The sequence below is a fragment of the Gemmobacter caeni genome (assembly GCF_003054195.1).
GTDB lineage: Bacteria > Pseudomonadota > Alphaproteobacteria > Rhodobacterales > Rhodobacteraceae > Gemmobacter > Gemmobacter caeni.
In genome coordinates, this window is record NZ_QBKP01000002.1 from 344,148 (window position 1) to 366,423 (window position 22,276).

Annotated in this window: 23 protein-coding genes; 16 read left to right on the plus strand and 7 right to left on the minus strand. The window is 68.3% G+C overall.

Annotation, left to right across the window (positions count from 1 at the left end):
- Positions 1-243 precede the first annotated feature (243 nt).
- The 6 genes from C8N34_RS04485 to C8N34_RS04510 all read left to right on the plus strand — a co-directional run bounded on the left by C8N34_RS04485 (position 244) and on the right by C8N34_RS04510 (position 6,668).
- Positions 244-3,381 carry a ribonucleotide reductase N-terminal alpha domain-containing protein gene (locus tag C8N34_RS04485; protein ID WP_199750786.1) on the plus strand — a complete coding sequence of 1,046 codons (3,138 nt, stop codon included), beginning with the start codon at positions 244-246 and terminating at the stop codon, positions 3,379-3,381.
- Positions 3,382-3,594: 213 nt separating this feature from the next.
- Positions 3,595-3,873: a hypothetical protein gene (locus C8N34_RS04490; protein ID WP_145693920.1), complete on the plus strand. Its 279-nt coding sequence runs from the start codon at positions 3,595-3,597 to the stop codon at positions 3,871-3,873.
- A 120-nt stretch (positions 3,874-3,993) separates the two neighbouring features.
- A complete protein-coding gene (tnpA, locus tag C8N34_RS04495) occupies positions 3,994-4,395 on the plus strand; it encodes an IS200/IS605 family transposase (protein WP_108127999.1) in 402 nt (133 codons plus the stop codon).
- Entirely contained in the window at positions 4,392-4,895 is a 504-nt protein-coding gene (locus C8N34_RS04500) for a hypothetical protein (RefSeq protein ID WP_108127773.1), read from the plus strand. Before tnpA ends, C8N34_RS04500 begins: the two co-directional genes overlap by 4 nt.
- On the plus strand, positions 4,870-5,922 hold the full coding sequence (locus C8N34_RS04505; RefSeq protein WP_108128000.1) for an RNA-guided endonuclease InsQ/TnpB family protein: 1,053 nt from the start codon (positions 4,870-4,872) through the stop codon (positions 5,920-5,922). Before C8N34_RS04500 ends, C8N34_RS04505 begins: the two co-directional genes overlap by 26 nt.
- A gap of 86 nt (positions 5,923-6,008) precedes the next feature.
- Positions 6,009-6,668, plus strand: coding sequence for a patatin-like phospholipase family protein (locus C8N34_RS04510; protein ID WP_158640758.1), 660 nt, complete (start codon positions 6,009-6,011; stop codon positions 6,666-6,668).
- Here C8N34_RS04510 and C8N34_RS04515 read toward each other — a convergent pair.
- On the minus strand, positions 6,665-7,816 hold the full coding sequence (locus tag C8N34_RS04515; protein WP_145693664.1) for a GreA/GreB family elongation factor: 1,152 nt from the start codon (positions 7,814-7,816) through the stop codon (positions 6,665-6,667). The two genes, C8N34_RS04510 and C8N34_RS04515, sit on opposite strands and share 4 nt — an antisense overlap.
- Before the next feature lie 133 nt (positions 7,817-7,949).
- Between C8N34_RS04515 and C8N34_RS04520 the strand changes: the two genes are divergently transcribed.
- On the plus strand, positions 7,950-8,792 hold the full coding sequence (locus C8N34_RS04520; protein WP_108128003.1) for a hypothetical protein: 843 nt from the start codon (positions 7,950-7,952) through the stop codon (positions 8,790-8,792).
- Here the strand turns inward: C8N34_RS04520 and C8N34_RS04525 are convergent, their stop codons facing one another.
- Complete coding sequence (locus C8N34_RS04525; RefSeq protein ID WP_108128004.1) at positions 8,793-9,302, minus strand: CarD family transcriptional regulator; 510 nt, start codon at positions 9,300-9,302, stop codon at positions 8,793-8,795.
- A 146-nt stretch (positions 9,303-9,448) separates the two neighbouring features.
- On the opposite strand from C8N34_RS04525, the gene C8N34_RS04530 reads away from it, so the two are divergent.
- The gene (locus C8N34_RS04530) at positions 9,449-9,994 is read left to right on the plus strand and encodes a hypothetical protein (RefSeq protein WP_108128005.1); all 546 of its coding nucleotides are present in this window, start codon (positions 9,449-9,451) and stop codon (positions 9,992-9,994) included.
- Positions 9,995-10,051: 57 nt separating this feature from the next.
- Positions 10,052-11,074 (plus strand): ATP-grasp domain-containing protein, encoded by a 1,023-nt coding sequence (locus C8N34_RS04535; RefSeq protein WP_108128006.1) that lies wholly within the window; start codon positions 10,052-10,054, stop codon positions 11,072-11,074.
- A 75-nt stretch (positions 11,075-11,149) separates the two neighbouring features.
- On the opposite strand, the gene C8N34_RS04540 is transcribed toward C8N34_RS04535, so the two are convergent.
- Positions 11,150-11,932 carry a phage tail tip lysozyme gene (locus C8N34_RS04540; protein WP_108128007.1) on the minus strand — a complete coding sequence of 261 codons (783 nt, stop codon included), beginning with the start codon at positions 11,930-11,932 and terminating at the stop codon, positions 11,150-11,152.
- Between the two features lie 35 nt (positions 11,933-11,967).
- Here C8N34_RS04540 and C8N34_RS04545 point away from each other — a divergent pair, with 35 nt between their 5' ends.
- Entirely contained in the window at positions 11,968-12,942 is a 975-nt protein-coding gene (locus C8N34_RS04545; protein ID WP_108128008.1) for a hypothetical protein, read from the plus strand.
- Here C8N34_RS04545 and C8N34_RS04550 read toward each other — a convergent pair whose 3' ends face one another.
- Positions 12,943-14,424, minus strand: a complete 1,482-nt coding sequence (locus tag C8N34_RS04550; RefSeq protein ID WP_108128009.1) for a hypothetical protein — start codon at positions 14,422-14,424, stop codon at positions 12,943-12,945.
- Positions 14,425-14,563: 139 nt separating this feature from the next.
- Here C8N34_RS04550 and C8N34_RS04555 point away from each other — a divergent pair, with 139 nt between their 5' ends.
- Positions 14,564-15,244 carry an NYN domain-containing protein gene (locus tag C8N34_RS04555; protein ID WP_158640757.1) on the plus strand — a complete coding sequence of 227 codons (681 nt, stop codon included), beginning with the start codon at positions 14,564-14,566 and terminating at the stop codon, positions 15,242-15,244.
- Between the two features lie 124 nt (positions 15,245-15,368).
- Here the strand turns inward: C8N34_RS04555 and C8N34_RS04560 are convergent, their stop codons facing one another.
- Complete coding sequence (locus tag C8N34_RS04560; protein WP_145693662.1) at positions 15,369-15,860, minus strand: hypothetical protein; 492 nt, start codon at positions 15,858-15,860, stop codon at positions 15,369-15,371.
- 155 nt (positions 15,861-16,015) lie between these two features.
- Between C8N34_RS04560 and C8N34_RS04565 the strand changes: the two genes are divergently transcribed.
- The 4 genes from C8N34_RS04565 to C8N34_RS04580 are packed head-to-tail and all read left to right on the plus strand — an operon-like array spanning position 16,016 to position 20,017.
- Positions 16,016-17,137 carry a hypothetical protein gene (locus C8N34_RS04565; protein WP_108128012.1) on the plus strand — a complete coding sequence of 374 codons (1,122 nt, stop codon included), beginning with the start codon at positions 16,016-16,018 and terminating at the stop codon, positions 17,135-17,137.
- Between the two features lie 26 nt (positions 17,138-17,163).
- A complete protein-coding gene (locus tag C8N34_RS04570) occupies positions 17,164-17,754 on the plus strand; it encodes a hypothetical protein (protein WP_108128013.1) in 591 nt (196 codons plus the stop codon).
- A 10-nt stretch (positions 17,755-17,764) separates the two neighbouring features.
- On the plus strand, positions 17,765-18,649 hold the full coding sequence (locus tag C8N34_RS04575; protein WP_108128014.1) for a hypothetical protein: 885 nt from the start codon (positions 17,765-17,767) through the stop codon (positions 18,647-18,649).
- A gap of 12 nt (positions 18,650-18,661) precedes the next feature.
- Entirely contained in the window at positions 18,662-20,017 is a 1,356-nt protein-coding gene (locus C8N34_RS04580; RefSeq protein WP_108128015.1) for a hypothetical protein, read from the plus strand.
- Between the two features lie 80 nt (positions 20,018-20,097).
- On the opposite strand, the gene C8N34_RS04585 is transcribed toward C8N34_RS04580, so the two are convergent.
- Both C8N34_RS04585 and C8N34_RS04590 read right to left on the minus strand, forming a co-directional pair.
- A complete protein-coding gene (locus C8N34_RS04585) occupies positions 20,098-21,528 on the minus strand; it encodes a hypothetical protein (protein ID WP_108128016.1) in 1,431 nt (476 codons plus the stop codon).
- Positions 21,525-21,956, minus strand: coding sequence for a helix-turn-helix domain-containing protein (locus tag C8N34_RS04590; protein WP_199750727.1), 432 nt, complete (start codon positions 21,954-21,956; stop codon positions 21,525-21,527). The genes C8N34_RS04585 and C8N34_RS04590 overlap by 4 nt, the downstream gene beginning before the upstream one ends.
- Before the next feature lie 129 nt (positions 21,957-22,085).
- Between C8N34_RS04590 and C8N34_RS04595 the strand changes: the two genes are divergently transcribed.
- On the plus strand, positions 22,086-22,268 hold the full coding sequence (locus C8N34_RS04595; protein ID WP_108128017.1) for a hypothetical protein: 183 nt from the start codon (positions 22,086-22,088) through the stop codon (positions 22,266-22,268).
- Positions 22,269-22,276: the final 8 nt, after the last annotated feature.

Consider the following 22,276-nt stretch of genomic DNA (forward strand, 5'->3'; position numbering starts at 1 on the left):
GCTTGCGGTTGAATCTCCGCCTTTTCCGGCAGCTTATGACCGGTTCAGGGCGCGTCCCGACAGAGCATCCGCCCCGGATCGGGGCGGATGGAATATCTACATATTGATATGTTTTTCCTGTGAGACACAAGTTGTGCGAAAAACCTGCTTGCGATTTTCACACCGGAACGGCAAAGTCGATCAGGTCACCCCGCCGGACACCGGACGGGGGTTTGCGAAAAACCGAAACGAACGGAGTTCACGATGCTCGACGCCCAGAAGAGCCCCGCCGAGGCGGGGATGCCCAACATCTCCCGTCAGATCTGGGACATGAAGTACCGCCTCAAGGACGCGGACAAGCGGCCGGTCGATCTGACCGTCGAGGACACCTGGTCCCGGATCGCGAAGGCGCTCGCCGAAGCCGAGCCGGAGGCGATCCGCGCCGAGCAGGAGGCCCGCTTCTACAAGGCGCTCGAGGGGTTCCGCTACCTGCCCGCCGGGCGGATCATCGCCGGCTCCGGCACCGGCCGGAACGTGACCCTGTTCAACTGCTTCGTCATGGGGACGGTCCCGGACAGCATGGACGGGATCTTCGACATGCTGAAGGAGGCGGCGCTGACCATGCAGCAGGGGGGCGGGATCGGGTACGACTTCTCGACGATCCGCCCGAAGGGGGCCCGCGTGAAGGGGGTCGGCTCGGACGCGTCCGGGCCCTTGAGCTTCATGGACGTCTGGGACGCGATGTGCGGGACGATCATGTCCGCCGGCTCCCGGCGCGGGGCGATGATGGCGACGATGCGCTGCGACCACCCGGACGTGGAGGACTTCATCACCGCCAAGCGGGACCCGGCCCGTCTGCGAAAGTTCAACCTGTCCGTCCTGGTCACGGACGCGTTCATGGCGGCGGTCGAGGCGGATGCGGACTGGGACCTGGTCTGGCAGGGGCAGGTCTGGAGGACCCTGCGCGCACGCGACCTCTGGGACAAGATCATGAAGAGCACCTACGCCTTCGCGGAGCCGGGCGTGATCTTCATCGACCGGATCAACGAGCGTAACCCGCTCGCCTACGTGGAGCGGATCGCCGCGACCAACCCCTGCGTGCCGGCCGGGACCCCGATCCTGACCCGTCAGGGCTGGCGCGAGATCGACACGATCGTCGACACGCCCGTCGAGGTCTGGAACGGGGCGGAATGGTCCCGGGTGACCCCGCGGGTGACCGGACATGACCAGCCGATGGTCCGGGTCTCCCTCAGCAACGGGCGGGGCCTGATTTGCACCACCGCGCACCGGTTCCTGACGGAGACGGGCGCGCGGGTCGACGCGGCCGCCCTGCGTCCGGGCCAGGCGCTCCTCACCCATGACTGGCCGGTCGTCCGCGCAGGCGCCCCGGTCGAGGGGGCCTACGCCCAGGGGATGCGCGCGGGCGGCGCGCCGGTTCAGGCGCGGGTTGCGAAAAAATCGACGGTCATGGCGGGAGCGGACGGGTCCGACCTCCCCGAGGCGCTCTCCGGCCTGATCGACGGGGCGCTGCCCTCGAGCTTCGTGCCGGGCGCGGACTGGGACGTCGCGTCCCGCCTGGCCTGGCTCGCCGGGCTGATCGACGCGGGCGCGGAGATCACGGGGCAGGGGGTGATCGTCCGGTCGAAGGACCGGGGCTTCCTCGGCGCGGTGCAGCTCCTCCTGAACACGCTCGGGGCGGCCGCGACGCTCCGCGGGGACGGCGCGCTCCTGATCGGCGCGCCGGCGCTCGCCGCCCTGAGGGGGCTCGGGCTCCCGGCCCGGACCGACCTGCCCGCGGCGGCCCCCTCGCACGGGTCCGGACCGGTCCGGGTCATCGCCGTCGAGCCGCTCTCGGAGGAGGCGGACGTGGTCTACTGCTTCACGGAAGAGAAGCGTCACGCCGGCTGCTTCGACGGGGTGCTGACCGGGCAGTGCGGGGAGCAGCCGCTCCCCCCCTACGGGGCCTGCCTGCTCGGCTCGATCAACCTGGCCCGGCTGATCTCGAACCCGTTCACGGATGAGGCCCGTCTCGACGAGGCGGAGATGGAGGAGCTGGTGGCGACCGCGGTCCGGATGATGGATAACGTGGTCGACGTCTCCCGCTTCCCGCTCCCGCAGCAGCTCGCCGAGGCGAAGGCGAAGCGCCGGATCGGCCTCGGGGTGACCGGGGTCGCGGACGCGCTCCTGATGTTGCGCCTGACCTACGGGACCGAGGAGGCGGCCGCCCAGCTGGAGGCCTGGCAGCGCAAGATCCAGCACGCCGCCTATCGGGCCTCGGTCGAGCTCGCCAAGGAGAAGGGGCCGTTCCCGCTCTTTGACGCGGAGAAGTACCTCGCCTCTCCCACGATCCAGGATTTGGACGCCGACCTTCAGGACGCGATCCGGGAGCACGGGATCCGCAACGCGCTCCTGACCTCGATCGCGCCGACCGGGACCATCTCGCTCTACGCGGGCAACGTCTCCTCCGGGATCGAGCCGGTCTTCGCCTACGCCTACAAGCGCAAGATCACGCTCGATGACGGGTCGAAGGCGGAGGAGGAGGTGGTCGACTACGCGGTCCAGATGTATCGGGACATGTTCGGGGCGGAAGCGGACCTGCCGGACTATTTCGTCTCCGCGCAGACCCTGAAGCCGCTCGACCACGTCCGGATGCAGGCGGCCGCCCAGAAGTGGGTGGACAGCTCCATCTCGAAGACGGTGAACTGTCCGGAGGACATCTCCTTCGAGGACTTCAAGGCGGTCTATGAGGAGGCGTTCCGGTCCGGCTGCAAGGGGTGCACCACCTACCGGCCGAACGAGATCACCGGGTCCGTCCTCTCCGTCGAGCCCGCGAAGAAGGAGGAGAAGCCCGCGCCCGTCCCGGCCCCGCAGGGCTCGACCCGGCCGATGCCGCGCGACCCGGTCCTCGAGGGGCGCACCTACAAGATCAAGTGGCCGGCCGCCACCCACGCCTACTACCTGACCGTGAACGACGCGGTCGATGAGGCGGGGGTCCGTCGCCCGTTCGAGGTGTTCGTGAACACCCAGAACACGCATGACGCGGACATGCTCGCCGCGATCACCCGGATGATCTCCGCCGTGTTCCGCCGCGGCGGCGACGTCGGCTTCGTCGCGGAGGAGCTGAGCCAGATCGTGAACCCGCAGGGGGGGCACTGGGTCGAGGGGCGCTACGTCCCCTCGCTGGTCGCCCTGATCGGCGCCAAGCTCTTCGAGCACATGGGGGCGATCGGGTTCCTCGCGCCGCAGGCGGCCCCGGCCGCCCCGGTCGCGGCGGAGCCGGTCCCGGATCTGCGCCCGGTGAAGCGGACCCGCCCCGGCTGTGACACCCCGGACGCCTGCGACCTGGTGATGGAGTCGGGTTGCGAAAAATGCGTCGCCTGCGGGTGGAGCAAGTGCGGCTGACCCGGCCGCACCTCACAACATTGTTCCGACAGGCAATTTTTGTCCATTTGGGCCAAAAAAACTGTCTGCGTCGGGGCGCGGCGACCAAAGGGCAAATCGCACCACTCCGACAGGAAAAACCGATCACCCAGACGCGGGAAGTTTGAAATTTTCAAGACACGCTGGTAAGGTCAGATTGGAAAAGACCTGAGCAAACAAGGGAAAGGCAACACCGTGACATCGGAAATTTCCACCGAAAACACATCAGCACCGCGTGCCTCGACAGATGAAGACAGAGTTGTCTTCGTGAGGACCTCGAAGGAGGTAACCGGGGAACCGGTCGTCTCCCCTGATGGGAAGACGAAGATACTCGAGATCACCGGGAATCCAAACCCTTCGATTCAGTCACTGGGCCGGTCGCCCAGGTTCGAGGCGGTGATACTTGAGGACCCGTTTTCGCCGGCCAAAGAGCCGATGCCCGTCGAAATGGACGCGACATTTGAACTGTCGTAAACTTACAATCAACAACGGGAAAGCCCCGTACTTCAGTGCGGGGATGAGAGTGATCGGCGAAGCCGCGATCTCCCCCTGACTTTGTCTTGACAAAGGTGAGGCGTAAAGTATTTTCGCATCATGGAGATCGTAAGCCGCCGCCACAGCCGAAGCGCCCTCGGGTACCATTTCGTCTTCGTGACGAAACGGAGACGGCGCGTCTTTTTCGGCAAGGTGGAGGCGGCGCTCAAACGTGTCCTGTCTGAGGTTTCGGTCGGGGCCGGTTACGGGCTCGAGCTGGTCGGGGTGGACCGGGATCACGTCCACCTGTTCGTGACCGCTCCGCCGGACGCGCCCCCCTCCGATGTTGCGCGCCGCCTCAAGGGGGAGAGCGCGCGCCGGATGCGCGCGACCTTCCCCTGGCTTAAGGGCCGCGTCCCGGGCGGGTCCCTCTGGTCCCCGAGCTTCTTCGTCGCCTCCGTGGGAGCGATCTCCGAGGGGGCGGTGCGCCGCTACGTCGCCGCCCAGGGGGCCTCGGCATGAAGAAGCCGCGCGCGAAACGTGTCAAGCGCCCCAAGCACCCCGGCGAGATCCGGGCCTGGCGCTTCGCGCTCCGGCTCGATCAGGACGTCTCCGCCCTGCACCGGGCGCTGGACACGGCCTGGGCGCTGCGCAACGACCTCGCCGAGGCCCGGGCGGAGAACGGACGCGTGATCCGGGCCGCGAAGGAGGCGGGGCTCGTCCCGCCGGCCCGGCTCACGAAACGGGACCAGGAGATGGTCCTCGCGGAGCGGCGCCGCCGGGACCCGAAAGGGGCCGGGGCGCTCCACAGCCTCGTGGTCAAGAACATCGCGGACCGGGTCGACGAGGGGTGGAACCGTTTCTGGGACGCGCTCAAGGAGCGTCGCCCCAACGTGCGCCCCCCCGAAGCCGATCCGGCGCGAGCGGTACCGGTCGATCACCTACCCCCAATACGGGAACGGGGCCCGTCTGAAAGACGGACGCATCGAGCTGTCCATGATCGGGACGTTCCGGCTGCATGATCACCGCAAGGTCCGGGGCCGGATCCAGACCGTGACCCTGAAATGGGCACACGGGCGCTGGTGGTGCGTCCTCACCAGCCTGATCCAGGCCAAGGACCTCTACCAGCCCGTACGCGCAGGGGTAGGGGACGCCGGTGCGGACCCGGGTCTGACCGCCGCCCTGACCCTGTCGGATGGGCGGGTGCTGGACCCGCCGCGGGCACTCGACGAGGGGCTCGCCCGGCTGCGGAGGGCGCAGCGGGCCCTGTCGCGCAAGTTCGAGGCGCTCAAGGCGCGCCAGGCGGAGGAGAACCGGGCCGCGAGGGCGGAGGGGCGTGAGCCGGTACGGCTCCCGCGGCCGAACCGGCTCCGGCGCCAGATCGCGGAGGTGGGCCGCGCCCACACCCGGGTCGTGAACGTGCGGGACCACTGGCACAAGGTGAACGCCCGGCGCGTCGCCAACGCCTACGACCGGGTCGCCTACGAGGCGCACGGGCTCATGTTCATGATCCGGAACCGGAGGCTGGCCCGGATCGCGTCCGACCGGGCGCTGGCGCAGCAGCGCCACGCGCTCGCCTCCGCGCTCGGCCCCCGTCTGGTCCCGGTCCCGAACCGGCGCGAGGGGGTTGGCGGGAACAGCCAGACCTGCGTCTGCGGCGCCTCCGTCCCGAAGACGCTGCGGGACCGGTGGCATCACTGCCCCGCCTGTGGGGTCAGCGCGCCGCGCGACGTCGTCTCCGCCAACATCGCGGAGCTGATCGCGTTCGGGACGCACAAGTTGACGACGGCCCCGGGCAGGGGATCGAAAGACGTGGAGGGGGCGACGCCTCAGGCGCGCGAAAGCGCGCCGGGGACGGGTGAGGAGCCCGTCAGAGCCCCCGATGAAACGTCGACCTCTTGCGACCTGAGATCCAATGAGAACACCGCCGGTGGCTTCGGCCTACGGCGGAAGGCCAGACTCGTTCCCATCGGCGTTTTGTCGTTGGAGCGTAAACCGAAACCTCACGGATACGAAAAAATCAGGAAGCACCCGGCCTCGGCCGGGTGAGGATGTCACCACGCTCTGAAACAACGCCACCTTTTCGTGCATCTCCTCGGAGAGGACGGGTCCGCCCCCGCGGGCCCCTGAGCCTCTTGGCTCCGTTCCGGATCCTCGTCCTGTCGGGCGGCGGCTATCAGGGCCTGTTCACCGCCCAGGTGCTCGCCGCGATCGAGGCGGCCGGGCCGGGGCGCCTGCGGGACCGGTACGAGCTGATCGCGGGCACCTCGATCGGCGGGATCATCGGGCTCGCGCTCGCGGCCGGGGTCCCGGCCCGCCGGATCGTCGACACCTTCCTCGAGGTGGGTCCGGCCCTCTTCCCGAACGGGCCGGTGCGCGGGGGGCGACTCTCCGCGGCGCGGGACGCGCTCCGCTTCCTCACCCGGCCGAAATACGACCCGGCCCCGCTCCGGGACCTGATACGGGCCTTCCCCCGTCCTGATCTTCGACTCTCAGATCTGCCGCTCGACGTGCTGATCCCGGCCACCCGGGTTTCCGACGGGGACCCGGTCCTCTTTTCCCGCGTCCACCACGGGGGGCTCCGCCTGATCGACGTGGCGCTGGCCACCTCCGCCGCCCCGATGATGTTCCCGACGCACCGGATCGACGCGGAGGTCTCGGAGGGGGAGGGGGCCCGGATCGGGCTCGACGTGGCGACCCCGGAGGCGCGGGCGCTGATCGGGCGGATCTCGGCCCGAACGATCAGCGCGCTGGAGGCGTGCTGCCCGCCCCATTGGGGCGGGCCGGCCCTTTAGGTGGTGAGGACGTCGAGCACCCGGATCCGGCGCTCCGTCCCCCTGATGTCAAGGACGGCGGTCCCGCCGACCGCGGTGTCCAGGAGGGCGCGGCCGAGCGGGCTGCTGACCGACACCTGTCCCGCGACCGGGTCCGCCGCGCCCAGGACCAGCTGCACCAGCTTCTCCTCGTCCCGACGGTCCTGATAGACGAAGCTCACCAGGCAGCCCGGGGTCGGGAAGCGCGCCTCCGGCGCCGGCCCCTCAGGGAGCGGCAGGCTCGCCTGTTTCGGGCGCGGCGCGGACCGGGGCAGGGGCTTGGAGGCGATCAGGCCGGTCCGGCCGGGATGGGACGCGCCCGCCGTCTTCTCCCAGCGGAGCCCGACCCGGACCGGGACCCCGATCAGGTCGGAGAGGCGCAGGACGCGGGTGAACATGTAGTTGCTGGTCGACACCTGCACGGACAGGTTCAGCCGCTCGCACCAGCGGAACCCCCGCTCCGAGTGCTTCCCGGCCCGGACCCGGACCCCGGACGCCTCGAGCACCTCCGGACCTTGGCCGGCGGCGATCGCCTGGGCGACCGCCTCCTCGAACAGGAGGCACCAGGTGAGGCCGGTCCCCTCCCGGCTCACCGAGCCGAAGCTGAACCCGTCAAGCGCGGTGAACCGCAGGTCCGGATAGTCGGTCCGGTTGAAGGTCAGCGGTTTCGGCTCCCGCCTCGCCGTTCCCGACGAGGCGGGACGGGCGGCGGCGGAAGGGGAGGGAGCCCTCGACTCCACACCCCGGTCCGTCAGCTTGCTCGTTGTCACGGGGGAGAAACGCCGTTCGGGCCTCGCCGTGGCGGAGGGGGCCGGAACCGTCGTCGGCTCCGGAGTGATCCGGACCGCGGAGGAGGTCTCGACAACGGGCGTCGCCGCATCGGGAGCGTTTTTCGCAAATTCGACCGTTTCCGATTCCGGACGGACGGTTGCGCGCAACGCCTGGGAGGCGGAGGTCGCCCCGGTCGCGATGAACACGTCGATCAGGCGGGAAACCGTGTCCTCCACCGGCCAGATCCCGGCCAGCTTCTTCAGACGGTCGTAATCGGACGGGTGCACCATGAGCGGGACCAGATCGGCCCGCGGGGCCGACGCCCCCTGCGACAGAAAATCGGACGACATGCGCGACATCTCACCTCCAGCGGGATCCATATTGGAATAGAAAAACTATATCCCAATTTTTCGCAAACGCAACAGAAATATCCTCGGTTCGCGTTTTCACGGATCATCCCTAATGTTCGGGAAAAGCAAAAGGAGAGATCCGATGTCCATGCGCAGACCCGTCAGCCCGAGAGGCGTCCTCAAGCGGATGTTCCGGGACCTGGAGCGGGGTTATGAGGGGTTCTGGGGCAAGCACGCCACCTGTGAGGGCCGGGACCGCTATCAGCTGATGGCGCAAAGGCTCCGGGAGGTGGCGGATCATGCGGTCTCCACGGCCCAGGAGGCGCCGCCGTTTAGGACTGAAAAGCTCGCGGAGCTGATCGGGCAGGGGGACCCGGACCGGGTCACGAGCTTCATCCGCAAGCACCTGGTGAGCGAGCTCACCGTCCTGGAGATCCCCGGTCTCCCGCCGGAGCCGACCGCGGACCGGCTCCTCGCCGCCCTCTCCGGGCCCCAGGCGCTCGACCGGATCGCGGCGGACCTCATCGCGGAGACGCCCGGTCTCGAGGCGCCCGAGTTCACCGCCTATCAGCTCGAGTCGGTCCTTCGGGAGGCGGTCGGGCTCGACGGCCGGGTCCCGGAGCGCGGCTTCAGCGAGGACGCGGCGGAGGCGAACCTGATGCAGATCCGGCTCCTGCTCGGGGCGCCGGGTCCCGATTACGGGTCGACCCCCGCGCCGGCCCTGGCCGGGGAGGCGGATCGGGAGGCGGTGGAGCGGGCACTGGAGGCGAGCGGGCTGCCACAGGTCGGCGGGATCTCCCGCGATCTCGCGTTTCACGCGGCCGTCGGCAACGTCGCGGATGACCTGACCCGACGGATCGGGCTTCTGATGGGCGGCGAGGTCAGCGCGACCCACGCGCAGCTTCTGCACGGGATCGTGGAGCGGGTCGCGCACGCGACCGGGCCGCAGATCACGATCGAGATCGAGGGTCCGGGCGGGCCCTGATCAGGCGGCGCGGCTCGCCTGCGCCGTCTCGATCCTGGAGCGGACCACCGACTCCCCGGTGCGCAGCACGGCTGCGACCTCCTGCGTCACGCGCGCCAGCGCCAGCTCGTAGAGCTGACGTTCCGAATAGCTCCCACCCGGGTCATCCGTCCCGCCACGGAGGTCGCGGACCACCTCGGCCGCCTGCATCAGGTCCCCGGATCGGATCTTCTTCTCGTACTCCTGGGCGCGGCGGGACCAGATTCCACGCTTCGAGCGGGACCGTCCGCCGATCAGCTTCATCGCCGCCTCGGCGAGCTCGGGGTCAGAGAGGGCGCGCATCCCGGCACTTGCGGCCCGGTCCGTCGGGACCATCAGGGTCATCCGCTCCGGGTTCAGGCTCATCACGAAGAGACGGACCTTCGCCCCGCAAAGCTCACGCTCTTCGATCGCCTCGATGCGGCACACGCCGTGCGCCGGATAAACGACGAGGTCTCCGATCCTGAACGGATCGCCAGAGTCTTTTTTCATCAAGAATCTCCTGTTCGGCTTTTCAGCTCTTGCTCGTCCCAACTGAATATCACATGATGTGCGAAAATTAAATACTGACTCGCAAAATCTAGCCGGAAATCTGGTCCGGAAGGGGATGAGCCGGTTCAGATCAGAGGGGGTCATCCGTGACGGATCCACGCAATACCGCGATCACCTACCGCTATCGGGACGGGTCGAACTACAAGATCTCGCGCACTGTCATCTTTTCCGGGCCGATCACCCTGGGGGACCGGGACCGGCTCATCGGTGCGATGCTCCCGCCGGAGGACGAGGAGCTCTGGGGGGTGATCATCCCCGGCCAGATCCGCCTCCAGGATCTTCAGAACCAGTTCTACAAGGATGAGATCCGCGTCCTGGAGGGGCTGCTCGCCCCGCAGCAGGGTCCGGTTCTGGCCCCCCTGGCGGAGGCGGACCGGGTCAGGTTCGAGACCCTGCTCTCGGAGATGAGGGCGACGAAGCCGATGTGGCGCCCGGATGAGGACCATGTCTATCACGACGTGACCGACATCGTCCTGACCGAACATGCGCCGACGGACCCCCGCACGATCGAGTCCTTCATCGCGGAAGTCGAACGGGTCAGCTGGGATGAGGACTGGCTGCCCTCTTTCCATGCCGAGATGGTCGGCAACTACGAGGCGAGCCTTCGTGCCCCGGACGACCCGTCCGCCTGATCCCTCAATCCCGTGACCGTTCCGGGTCCCACCCCTTCTCAAGAGGCGTCCTCGCTGATGCGAATCCTGTTCAATCACCATCTCTCCTCCCTCCCGGACGTGATCAGCCTGATGCGTGCGGCGGTCCCGGATCTCGTCGTGATCGCGACCGACCAGAGGGCCGGGCACCGGGTCTCCGAGGTGGCGGACCATTTCGAGCAGGAGCCCGGTACCGACCGGGACCGGATGCCGGACTGGTATCCGGACTGGCTGCTGGATCGTGCCCGAGGTCACGGGGCGGAGCTTCTGATCCCGTACCGACACCGGGTCGAGATCTCTGCCGCCCGCGACCGTCTTCAGACCGGTCCGGTCCGGATCCTTCACGCCGGCACGGCGGAGGTGGTAGACCTGATCGAGGACAAGGGGAGGTTTCTGCGCCGGGCCGAGGAGATCGGGATCCGGGTCACCCCGTTTCTGACCTTCCTTGACGGGGACGGGTTCTCGCGGGCGCTCGAGGAGATGCGGGATCTGCATCCGGGCCGTCCGCTCTGCGTGAAGCCGGTCGTGGGGATCTACGGGGCCGGTTTCCGGACCCTCCTGACCGAGGAGGAGGCGCGCCGCCTGGGTCCGGCCGATCTGGGTCCGGTCCCGATCCGGCCCACGGAGTATCGGGCCCTTCTCGACCTGCACGGTGGCGGCCGCGAGATCATGCTGATGCCGCTGATGCGAGACCCCGAACGCAGCGTCGACTTCGCTTGTCTCGACGGGGTCCTGCTCGGCGCGGTCAGCCGCCTGAAAGGGGGCTCGGAGCAGATGGTCGGACCGGACCCGGTCGGGCTGGAGATGGCGCGTCGACTGGTCAAGGATATGCGCCTCTCAGGTCTTCTGAACCTTCAGACGATGGAGGACCTGGACGGGGAACAGCACCTGCTGGAGCTGAACGGACGGATGTCCGGCGGTGTCGGGATCACGGGCCTCTCCGGTGTGAACCTTCCCGGGCTTCTTCTGCGCGCTCTGCGCGGCGAGATCCCGAACGCGCCGGTAACCCCCGAAGCCACGCATCGCGTGGTCAGGCGGGACCTCTATGCGTTAAGACCATAGGTTCCGTCCCAACCGATTGAAAATCGGAAGAAAAGAGACTGAAAATCTTTATCGCATAATAGAGATTATGTTAAGTCAGGACGGTTCCGGACCGTCCGGGCGCACCGGGGCGAACGGGTCCGCGACGAGGATCACGTCCGGCACGACACAGGTTCCGGCCGGATATGTCGGAAGCAGCGAGTCCGGCCTCGTGACCGGTCTGACCTCGGAGACCGTCGTCTCAGGCGCGGGCCCGAGCCCGGTCGGACGGGCCCGCGGACGGATCTCGGCGAGATCCACCTCGACCGGACAGGTGTCGAGCGCCTCGATCCCGTCCACCTCATACCGCAGATGCGTCGAGACGCAGCCGGACCCGTCGAAGTCCCCGTTCAGATAGGCGGTCGCGTAGTCGATCCGGTCCTGAAGGTGGCGGTATTTCGGGTGCGGCGCGAGGTAGCCCCTCATGACGATATTCGCCGCCTCCGCCTCATCCTCGGCCCCCCGAAGACGATCCAGGACATGCGCGTAATCCCCCTCGAGCTCATGGACAAGGAACCCGTAGTTCACCTCATAGCTCATGAGATCACGGCCCGCGGCGTGCTCCACGAAGGCGTCCCGGCGCGGCCCCGTCCACTGGGCATACCCCAAGCCCCCCCGCGACCCCCTGATGAGTGGGTTCAGCTCCTGAAGATAGCGGAAGTTCCCGGTCTCCCGCGCGAGGTTGCCGACGAGGCCGGCCGCCTGGACCTCGGTCAGTTCGAGGTCGGTCTGAAGATCCCCCATCAGGCGTTCGGGAACGGTCACCGGATCCGCGAAAGCGGCCACGGCGGTGCTGGTGATGGCGAGGGCCGCGATCGCGGCCCGAAAGGTGCGTCTCACGGGGTCGTCCTTACACATCTGGCGTCAGACGTAAGGTGCCTGCGCTGATCGAAAATGAGAAACGGTTTCACTCGGTATTTTCGCAGATCGAGCACATCCTCTTCGGGAACCCGGATCGGAGCAGTTTCATGGTCGACAGGACCCGCGCGATCGCGCCTCCCCCTCCCTTCTTCAGCGACTGCGTCGGCTGGCCGCCTCATCAGCTCGGCGCCCTCGAGCTTCTGATCGAGGAGTCGGAGGAGATCGGCCTTGAGGCCTTCAGGGCCCGGATCGGCAGGGGACAGATGTGTGACCTGACGCGCGGGCTCGGCTACGATCGTCACGGCCTCCGGATAGAGGCGGATCATCATGTGCGCTGTGCCGCGCACCCCTCCGGCCCGGTCTTCCTGATCCACTCGGCGATCGAACACGTCTTCGCCACCCCGGAGATGATCGCGGCACTCCAGGAGCGTCATGAGTCCGGCATGACCCGCGCCATGACGGAGACGGAGGCGCTTGTCCTCGTGCATCCCGGCTCGATGTGCGGCTCCGCCCGATCCCAGCTGGGGCGCTCGGAGGCGGACGCTGCGCGCGCAGAGGTCCTCGATCGGGTGCGCACCCATGTGGGACCCGTTATCGTCATCGACGGCGCGCTCAGCGATGAGCTGTCCCGCGCGGAGAACCGTCTGATCGATGAGGCGGTGGCCAGGGCCCTCGCCTCCGGCCACGTCGCGGGCCGGATCTGGGGCTGCGATTCAGGGGAGCGGCCCTACCCGTCATGGTCCGGGCTGCGCAGCGACGGGGGCGCGCTGGTGCATGACGGCCAGGAGGCGGCCGCAACGGATATCGCCCCGCTTCTGAGCGGCGTGACGGTACTGGTGACCGGCGCCTGGGCTGGTTCCAACGAGGGGTCCGGCTGTGTCAACTCCGTGGCCAACGCGATCCGCGAGGTGCTCGGCCGGGAGGCCCGGGTCGGTATCGACGAAACCGCGCTCCTGATGCCGGAGGAGTTCGAGGATCCGGAGCCCTGATCAGTCCGTGGCCGGGCCCACCTCGATCCGGTAGAGCTGATCCGCGAGTTCGGGTTTCACGGCGAGAAGTCGGATCGTCTCCTGAAGCGTGAGGTCCGTGGGGGTGGTGAGGGTCAGGCGCCCCGCCCTCTCCTCAAGGCTCAGCAGGAAGAAGCGGGCCAGATCGCCGGCGAGCCGCTTGAGCGCCGGGCGCCAGGGCTCCGGCTCCTCATTGACCCCCTCCTCGATGTAGATCGCCGCAAGGACGCTGACCGGGAACCCGGTGATAAGCTCTATCGCCCGAAGCAGGCCCGCATCCCGCTGCTCGACCTCCACGCCCGACAGTCGGATCGGGGGGGCAAGCTCCGTGATCGGGTCGGACCAGCTGAGGGCCGCCCGCGTCTCCGGGTAAGGGCTAACTACCGCCCCCAGCGTGAAACGGGTCGTGCCGACCCCGATCACCTCGGAACTGATCTCCGCCGAGATCCGGCCGCCTTCCGTTTGGGCGGAGAGCCTGTAGTCCCCGATCAGGTTGGTGAGTGAGCCGCGGGAAAGGCCAGAGGCCCTCTTCGCCGGGATCAAGTCCTCCGGTTTCAGGATGAGCCCTGCCACTGAGCCGGTGAGTTCTGCGCGGGCCGGGATGAGGGCGTTGATCACGGCGAGCACGCGCTCCCCCGCCGTTCCGCCCCGGGTCCGAAGCAGAGCGGTCAGTGCGGGGGTCGCACCCAGAGACGCGATCCTGAGGGTCGCGGTCCCGTCGCGGGCCGTCGCGGCCGCCGCACCTCCCGGGAGACGGTATTCCGCCCCGCCGAAAAGGCCCGTGAGAAGGAGGTCGGGGACCTCCCCGGAGGCGAGCGTGGCGAGATTTCCCGGGAGGGTCAGGGAGGTCTCGTATTGAATGATGCTCAGACCAGACTGGTCCGATCGGACCAGCTGGTGATCCGTGACCCTTAAACCGAGGTCGACCGCACAGCCGGAGCCGGTCGCCCGCCGGGCCTTGCTGACCTCGGCCCGTTCGATCCGGGTCTCCGACCGGACGTATCGGCCCCCCGGTGCGGCGGGCGGGAGCTCCCGCACGAGACGGACCCGCCCCGCCTCCACGGCGGCGTCACCGATCCCGGTCGCGCAGAGGTCAAGCAGACGTGACGGGTCAGAAACCGCGGCCAAAAGACCGGGGGCCGCACGGAGCCGGAGGGTCCCGATCTCCAGGGCGAAGCGTTTGTCGCTGTCCAGGTTGATGACGAGACCGGTCGCCTCGATCGAGGCTGCGCCGTCTACGGTCCCGACCCGGAGCTGTTCGGCCCGTGTCCTCACCCCGTCATGGAGGATGAACAGGTCCCGGTAGGTCTCCACCCCGGCCTCGCCGACCCCCTCCGACCAGGTCACCTGGGCGCCCGGGAGCGCCCCCTTGAGGATCGTGGTGAGCAGCGTCTCCTGGGCCTGGGCCGGCGCGGCGGCGAGGCCGAGGAGGAGCGCGCCCCGGAGGAGGAGGGTTCTGCGCATGGGGTCCCCTTTCGGCAGGCTTTCAGCATCTCGCGCTAACCTAGCACGACGGGGAGAGAGGTGCGCGCGATCGTCCACAGAAATATACGCGTTCGGCTTTTCGCAGATCAGTTCTACCTTCAGACAGGAGGCGAGACCGATGAGCAGGATCAACGCACAACGGAACCACATCTTTATCGACGGGCAAAACCTCTACCTGTCCGCCAAGAGGGCTTTCGGCCTCCGCTACCCGGACTTCGACATCCTCGCTCTCGGCCGTCAGCTCTCCGAGGAGATCGACCCGTCCCTCGAGACCCGGGTCCGGTTCTACATCGGGATGCCCGTCCGCAAATACTCCCCCATGTGGACCGGCTTCTGGACCAACAAGCTCGCCGCGGCCCGCGAGAGCGGGGTGGAGGTGGTGACGCGGGAACTGCGCTATCTGACCGAGACGGACCCGAATGCGCCGGGCGGGTACCGGGTTCTCAGCGCCCGCGAGAAGGGGATCGACCTGAGGCTCGCTCTCGACGTCATGGCGGCGTCCCGCCGCCCTGACTGCGCCAACATCATGATCGTCTCGCGCGATCAGGACTTCCAGGAGGTGGTCCGGGATATCCGGACCCTGTGTGACTTCACCCGTCGCGAGATCGGCCTCTGGTCCGCCTTCCCGGAGGTCCAGGGGGAGCCGTCTCTGAACCGGGGGATTGACGGGACCCGGATGATCCGGATCACGCGCGAGATCTACGACCGGGTACGGGACCCGGCGGATTATCGGGACCAGATCGCGCCTCCGCGTCCGGACCCGGTCACCGTGGCTGGCGCGGCGCCCGATCCGGCCTGACCGGGACGACATTCGGTCTGGACGCCCCGGCTCGCATGTGCGAAAAACAGAAATATTTTGCTAATTTAGAGCAAGCCTCATCTCCGAATGCCCCGGGCGTGGCGGCAGGAGCCAGACGGGCCCTCTAACGTCTCGGCAGAACGATAACCCCCTGCCCCCGCAGGCGGTGCGCGGCAGCGACGCTCCCGTCTCGTGCAAGATCCAAAAGACGCGTACGGTCCGGCTCCGCGAGGAAACGTAGAGCCTCCACCATCAGGTGAAACCCGTAGGCGGGCTCAAGATGGCCGGCGGCCTGGTAGGCGGCGCGACCCACACCGACGTAGGCCGGGATCGGACCGACCCGTCTGACCCGCTCCGGGAAGAGCCCGAGCGAGATCAGACAGTCCTCCGCGACCTCGAGCGCATCCCGCTCCGTTCCCCGCTCGCGGGCGAGCGCGAGACGCCAGGTGAGCCGGTCAGGATCCACGGGTCTCCGCATCGCGCGGGCGATCGCCAGGGCGAGCGATTGTCGAAGCGCCTCGCTCAGGGGGACCCCGCTCCGCTCTGTCCCGGTGGCGACCAGGTCGCGGGCCGGGCCCAGGTAAGTGTCATCTGTGGCGACGATCACGATGGGCATGAGATCATGCTGCCACGGCGCGAAAATTTCGCAAGCTATCTTTTTCAGGTCGCGACCGGTTATCCCCACCAGATCATCCGGGATTGCGAAAATCCGTTTATACTTTCACGTCGGATGCGTATCGTCGCTCACACGCCAAAAGGAGGGTCAGCCCTATGCAGGAAAACATCAGGACGTTCCTCTCTTCCGGTGCGGGCCGGCGCGCCCTACTCTCGGCCGGCGCCTATATCGCCGGGGCTTACTTCGGCTACGTCATGCCGGGCGGCCTGGAGGCGCTGCACGAGGCTTTCCAGTACGCGGTCTCGCTCAACCCGTTCACGGACCCGATCGCCCAGATCTCGGCCCTTTATGACGGGGCGCTGCATCAGACCGCGGCGACCCTGCACAGCGTCGGCGAGTGGCTCCAGTCCGTCGGGGTGGAGCTGTCCCAGAGGGTCCGGGAGGAGATGGACAAGGCGCGCGCATTCCTCGGACCGGCCGTTGATCAGGCGCGAGATGTGTTCTGCGAGACCTGGCGGTCCGGGACCGAGGCGGCCGCCATGCTGCGCGACCAGATCCGGAACGCCGCCCCCTCCGCGGAGAGCGTCATCACCTGGACCAAGGAGACGGTGAAGACCGCGATCGACCTGGCCTCCATGGCCGCGGAGGCCTACGGGATCTACGAGGCCGGCAAGGCGTTCTACAAGAAGTTCCTGTCGGGCGCGAAGGCGGAGGTGACTGAAAAGGTCGCACAGGCCCCGGAAGAACCCGCCGCGGTGGTGGAGAAGACCGTGAACCTCAACCTCAACACCGCGATCGGCGGTGGGGCGGTGGCGGATAACGCGATCCGGATCGCTCGGACCCTCCCGGAGACCGCCCCAAATCCGACGCGCGGGATCTCGGCGCTCGATTCAGATCAGATTCTCTGGGTCTCGGACCGTCTCACCCGCAAAGTGTCCGACGGACTCTCCGAGATCGGCTCGGCCACCGGCGCCACCCCTGTTCAGATCTCGATCCTCGCCCCGGCGCCGGGGCGCGAGATCAGGCTGGAGAACGTGGAGGAGGATCTTCGGCATCGGGATCGGTTTCCGGTCATCAACTGGGGAGAGAGCCGCCTCTCTGAGGACCGGCTGTCGGACCTGAAATGCGGTGCCCCCCTGCGGGGTAACAGTCGAGTGCAGATCCGGATCAGCGATCAGATCCCGATCAGGTCGAACGCGAAAATCGTCATCGGTGAGGACGGATTCCTTCGGGTGGACAGGCCCAAGCCGTCCGACACCCCGGACCTCCTCATGTGAGGGGACAACATAAAAAGGAGCGGCGGATGGCCGGACTCATCATCGGACTTTCGGGACGTCGGGGGGTCGGCAAGAGCCGGGTCGCCGACCACCTGGTTGCGCACCACGGCTTTCGTCGGATCCACCCGTTTCAGGGCGGGAAGGCGGCCTGTGTGGGCTATTTCACCCATATCGGCGCGACCCCGGACGAGGCGGCGCGGATGGTGAACGGAGACCTGAAGGATCTCCCCTGCCCGCTCCTGCCCGAGAGCCAGACCCCGCGCTACTTCATGGAGCGGCTCGGTCAGTTCATGGGGGTCCAGATGGGGCCGGACTGGACGATCGGTCAGGAGATCCGGCTCGCGCTTGAACGGGACCCGGACGCGCGTGTCATCGCGGAGTCGATCGTCTACGAGGTGGACGTGATCCGACGCATGGGGGGCGTGATCGTCGAGATCACTCGCGACGGGTCCACACTGACCGGGCTCGAGACGGACAAGGCGACCGCCCTTATCCGGCCCGACCTGCGTTTCGAGAACAACGGGGACAGCCTCGCCCGGCTCGGCGCGGAGGTTGATCAGCTCCTCGAGCGGGTCCTGGGTCATCTGGAGCCGGACCCGGAGCCGGAGCCGTGCTGAGGGGGATGAGATGAGCGGATCAGGAGAGGGGGTCGAGGCGTTCGCGAGGGCCCTCGCGGAGGCGGTCACCGGGGCGCGCGCGACCCCGGAGGGTTCCGTGGTCGAGGGGCGGGACCGGGTTACGACCCTCGCCCTCGACTGGGACGGGGGGCCGGGCGCGTTCGACCTGCCCGCGCGACTGACGCTCCGGGTCGGCCCCCACGGGGAGTACGACGCCCAGCTGGAGGGGGCCCCGAGGCCGTTCGCGAGCGGGCTCGCGCAGCAGACGCTCCTCAGCCCCGCGACGGTCCGGGTCGGCGCGCTGATCCGGGTCACCGATCAGGAGACGTTCCGGACGGAGATCGGCCCCTCGTCCGGGGCGGAGATCACCCCGTCCGATCTGGAGGCCCGCATGCTGAGCCTCCCGCTTGACCCGCAGGAGGCCGGGATTGACCGGGTCCGGGTGTCGGATCTGAGGGTGCACGGGGCGGAGATCTATTTCGAGGTGAGCGCCGAGGTCTCCGACATGGGACGTCTGGTGCGCGCCGCGCGTGACGCCTACCTGGACGCCTGGTGGGACAACAGCTGGCTCCCCTCCTCGCCGAACGAGGCCCTGTTCGAGCTCGCGCTCGGGTCGAACGCGAACCCGTCCCCGTCCGAGATGGGGTTCGAGTTCGTGGCGTTCCCCGGGACCCGTCAGGAGGCGGCCCTGCGGGCCGCGGCGGACCGGGAGGTCGCCCTCTCCCCGAGCCTCGTCCCGGACGCCCCCCTCCCCTACGCGGACTGGCTTGAGCTGACCGGGCGCGATGACAGCTTCGTCGGGGACGGGCGTGACGTCCCGGGCACCCGCGACCTCTACGCGGCGGCCCTTCGCGCCCTCCCCGCTCCGGACCGGTCCGGGCCGGAACCGGACTGAGGAGACCGCCCCATGAGCCTCAAGGACCTGATCGGCCGGATCAGCTTCATCTCCGGACAGCGGGAGACCGCCCGGACCCTGCGCCGTCTCGGTATTCAGACGGGCGCCCTGCTGCGCGGACCCGTGGAGGAGTCCCGCGAGCGGCTTACCGGGATCGCAGAGATCGCGGAGCGGGTCGAGCGGGAAGCGGCCTCCTGGGTCGATCCGGACCGGATCGAGTCCGGCGGGCCTTTCGACGCCTGCGATCTGCGTCACTGGCTCCTGCTCGCGGAGCGGGCCGGGGTCCCGTTCGTCCCCGCGATGGAGATCCTCTCGCTCACCGAGGCGGAGCTGGGCGCGATCGACCAGAAGCTTCAGCTGCCGGAGTTCGTCGCGAACGCGATCGGGCGCGGCCTCAAGCGGGCGCTGCCGGAGCTGGACGGGATGTCTCCGCCTGACCGGGACGGTCCGGACCCCGCAGAGGTCCATGAGCGGCTCTTCCGGGCGATGGAGAACGTACCCTATGACTGGATGATCCGGACGAACATCTCCGGGTCCAGCATGCTGAAGAGCCTGGCCGGGACCGGCCTGGTCGGGGACGGCCGCGAGGGGGCGCGCCTTGCTGAGGGTGTTGAGGTCGGCGCCGGCTGGGTCCGGGTCGGGAACCGGGCCCGGATCGACGCGACCGACAAACGGTTCATTGAGACCTTCGCGGCCGGACATAAGGACCGGCTCCATTACCTCGCCCGCCCCTGGGTCACCGCCGCCCGCTACGGGGAGGCGGCCGACCCGCATCGGCACGGGTCCCAGTTCGCCGGAAAGGGGCGCTGGCCGATGGAGTGGCGCTGCTTCGTCGAGAACGGTCAGGTTACCGGGGTCGCCGCCTACTACGGCTGGGTGGGAGAGGTCACGCCGGAGAACGCGGCGCGCGCGCTCGAGGCGGCGGATGCGGCGCAAAGGGTCGTCGATGCGGGCCTGGAACTGGGCCTCCACCCCCGCTGGATGGACGTGGAGCTGCTGCGTCACGCCTCCCCGGAGGCGCTCTCCCGGCCGCACCTGCGCGAAACGCTGAAGCGGTTCCCGGCGGACGGGTTCGCCTGCACGCTCGACTTCATCGAAACGGAGCGGGGGCTGACCCTCCTGGAGGGGGGGCCGCCGCACACCCCGATCGGGGGCGGGCACCCCTGCGCCTTCGCCGGGTTCGGGACGAGACCAAACGGGGCCTGCCGGACGGACGGGGTTGCGCTGCGGCTGATCGACGGGGTCTGTCTGGGGGATCCGAGAAGCTGGATGGGCAGGGAGAATGACGGGTCCGTGCTGAGCTGGGAGGAGGCGGGGGTCCTGGCCCGGCAGGGCGCCCCTGAGCCGGATGACCTGCCGTCCCCCTGAAGGGTGGTCCGCGAAGACCGGAAGGGGGCGAACGAAGAAGGGCCGGTCGTTATCGACCGGCCCTCATCCGTTCAGCGGGATCACTTCGTCCCGTTATAGGGGTCGACCATAGCCCCCGGGAACCCGATCCCTTCGGGCGCACCGGAGACCACCTTCGCCCCCTCCGCGGTCTCATAGACGAAGAACGGGACCCCGGGGATCCGGTAGTCCCGGATCATGTCGTAGTTCCGCTTGATCCCGGCCTGAACGGGGCCCGGAAGCGAGGTGAACTCACCCGGGACGAGCTCGGACCGGCCGCTTTCCGCCAGCGCCACCTCGTGATCGAAGAAGGCGAGCGGCGGCTTCTCGGCGGTCAGGACCCCGGCGATCAGACCCGCGGCCCGCTCCGAGACGACCGGGGCGAGGATCACACGCAGCTGAAGCGAGCCGGACCCGATCTGCTCGGAGATCGCCGCCACGGCGCGGGCCGAGTAGGGGCAGGTCGGGTCGATGAAGGCATAGACGGCGGGGGCGCTGTTCGAGCCGACCGAGAACCAGAGTGCGTTCTTGCGCGCGTCCTCCAGGAGGCGGGCCTCGAGGGGGAGCTCCGCGCTGACCGGATCGGCCGTGGCGGCCTCAAGCGGGGTCACCGTCACAGACGGGGGCTCGAGCGTCGTCACCCCGACCCGTTCCGTCACGTCCGGCAGGACCGTGGTGATGATCTCTTCCGGTGCAAGAGTGGTGGGGGTGTTCTCGGAGGCTGCCGCGGGGAGCGGGGCAGACCCGTCCGCCGTATAAAACCGGTCAAGCCCCTTCTCCGCCCGTTTCCGGTCGATCTCCGCGCGCCAGTCCGCGATAGAGCGCAGGAACTCCTCCTGCGTCGTGGCCGCGCGCAGGCGGTTCACCAGGTCGAGCAGGGTCTCCCGACGCTCCTCCTCCGAGAACCCCTCCAAGGCGCGCTCAGCGTTCCGCGCGACGGCGGCACCGTCCACGAGGCCGTTCGCGTCGAGCGGGGGCTCCTCCATCACGGGCGGGTTCCCGTTCCCGGCGAGGTCCCAGCCGGCGACCTGCGGGGCCCCGAAGGCGGGTCCGCCGCCCAGGATCGGGGACTGGCAGCTGTCGGAGCCGCGCAGATCGGCAAAGCCGTCACCCGCGTCAACCAGGGTCGGGCTCACCGTCTCGACAGGGGCCTCTGCCCGCGCCGGCTCCGCCGCCTCGGCGGGGATCGTGTTCGGCTTTTGCGCATGGGTCGTCAGGAGCGGGGCCGGTTCGGCACCGAGGTAGGCGGCCCCGACGTCCCGTCCGGACCCGTTGAAGATCGCCCCCCGAACGATGGTTCGCCCGTCCGGGGTGACCGCGAAGAGATCCGTCATCCCGGGGACGGACCAGACGGACATGCCCCCGATCTCCCCTTCGAAGGTGACCCCCGCGACGCCCGACAGGGCGGACGGCGGGGTCTGTGCCAGTGCACCACCCGCCATGAGGGCGAACAGGCTGACCGCGATCCCGGTCCTCAAACCGATGGTTTTCATTCCTCGCTCCCCTCTCCCGCGTTGTCTTCCTTGGACATCAGCGCCTGATACAGATCCGGATCGTTGTGCTTCAGAACCAGCTCGGCCAGGTAGGTCTCCCCCACCCCGTAGACGGGGGCGATCGCGCGGATCACCCATCCGGGCGGGTAGCAGGTGGTCTCGTACTGCGAGAGTTTCCGCGGGCTCGAGATGCCAGCCCGCGCGGCCGCCTCCGCCAGGGTCAAACCCATCCGCTCCCGCATGCGTCTCAGCTTCGCCCCGAAGCGGACCCGGCGCGCCTCCCGGCGCTCCGCCTCCTCCTTGCGGATCTTCGGACGACCGCGTGAGCGGACCTGAAAGCGGGCGGCGATCATGTCGGACACCTCCCGTGACGCCTCCTCGAAGACGTCGATCGGACTGCTGTCCGGATGTGCGATATCAGAAGTCATGTTCTTATCTCATCTGTTCCGTCGTGGCGCGTTGTGCGAAAAATTGTGACATGCACATGATGTATGCAGGCGAGCTTGACTTGGAAATAGTTTTTCCACATGTTTGCGAAAAAAGTAAGGGACCGCGCGATGAGCACCAGACATCTTCGAAAGATCAGGGACCGGCATCGGAACAGCGACGCGGCCGCCGCGGATCGGGCGCGGCGCTGGGCCCTCTACGGGGTGGCTGCTTTTCTCACGCTCTGCCTGATCGGCTTCGGTCTGATGGTGGCCGGGTTCGGGGTCCCCTCCTGGGCCTGGGGCCGGTACTGAGGCGAGAA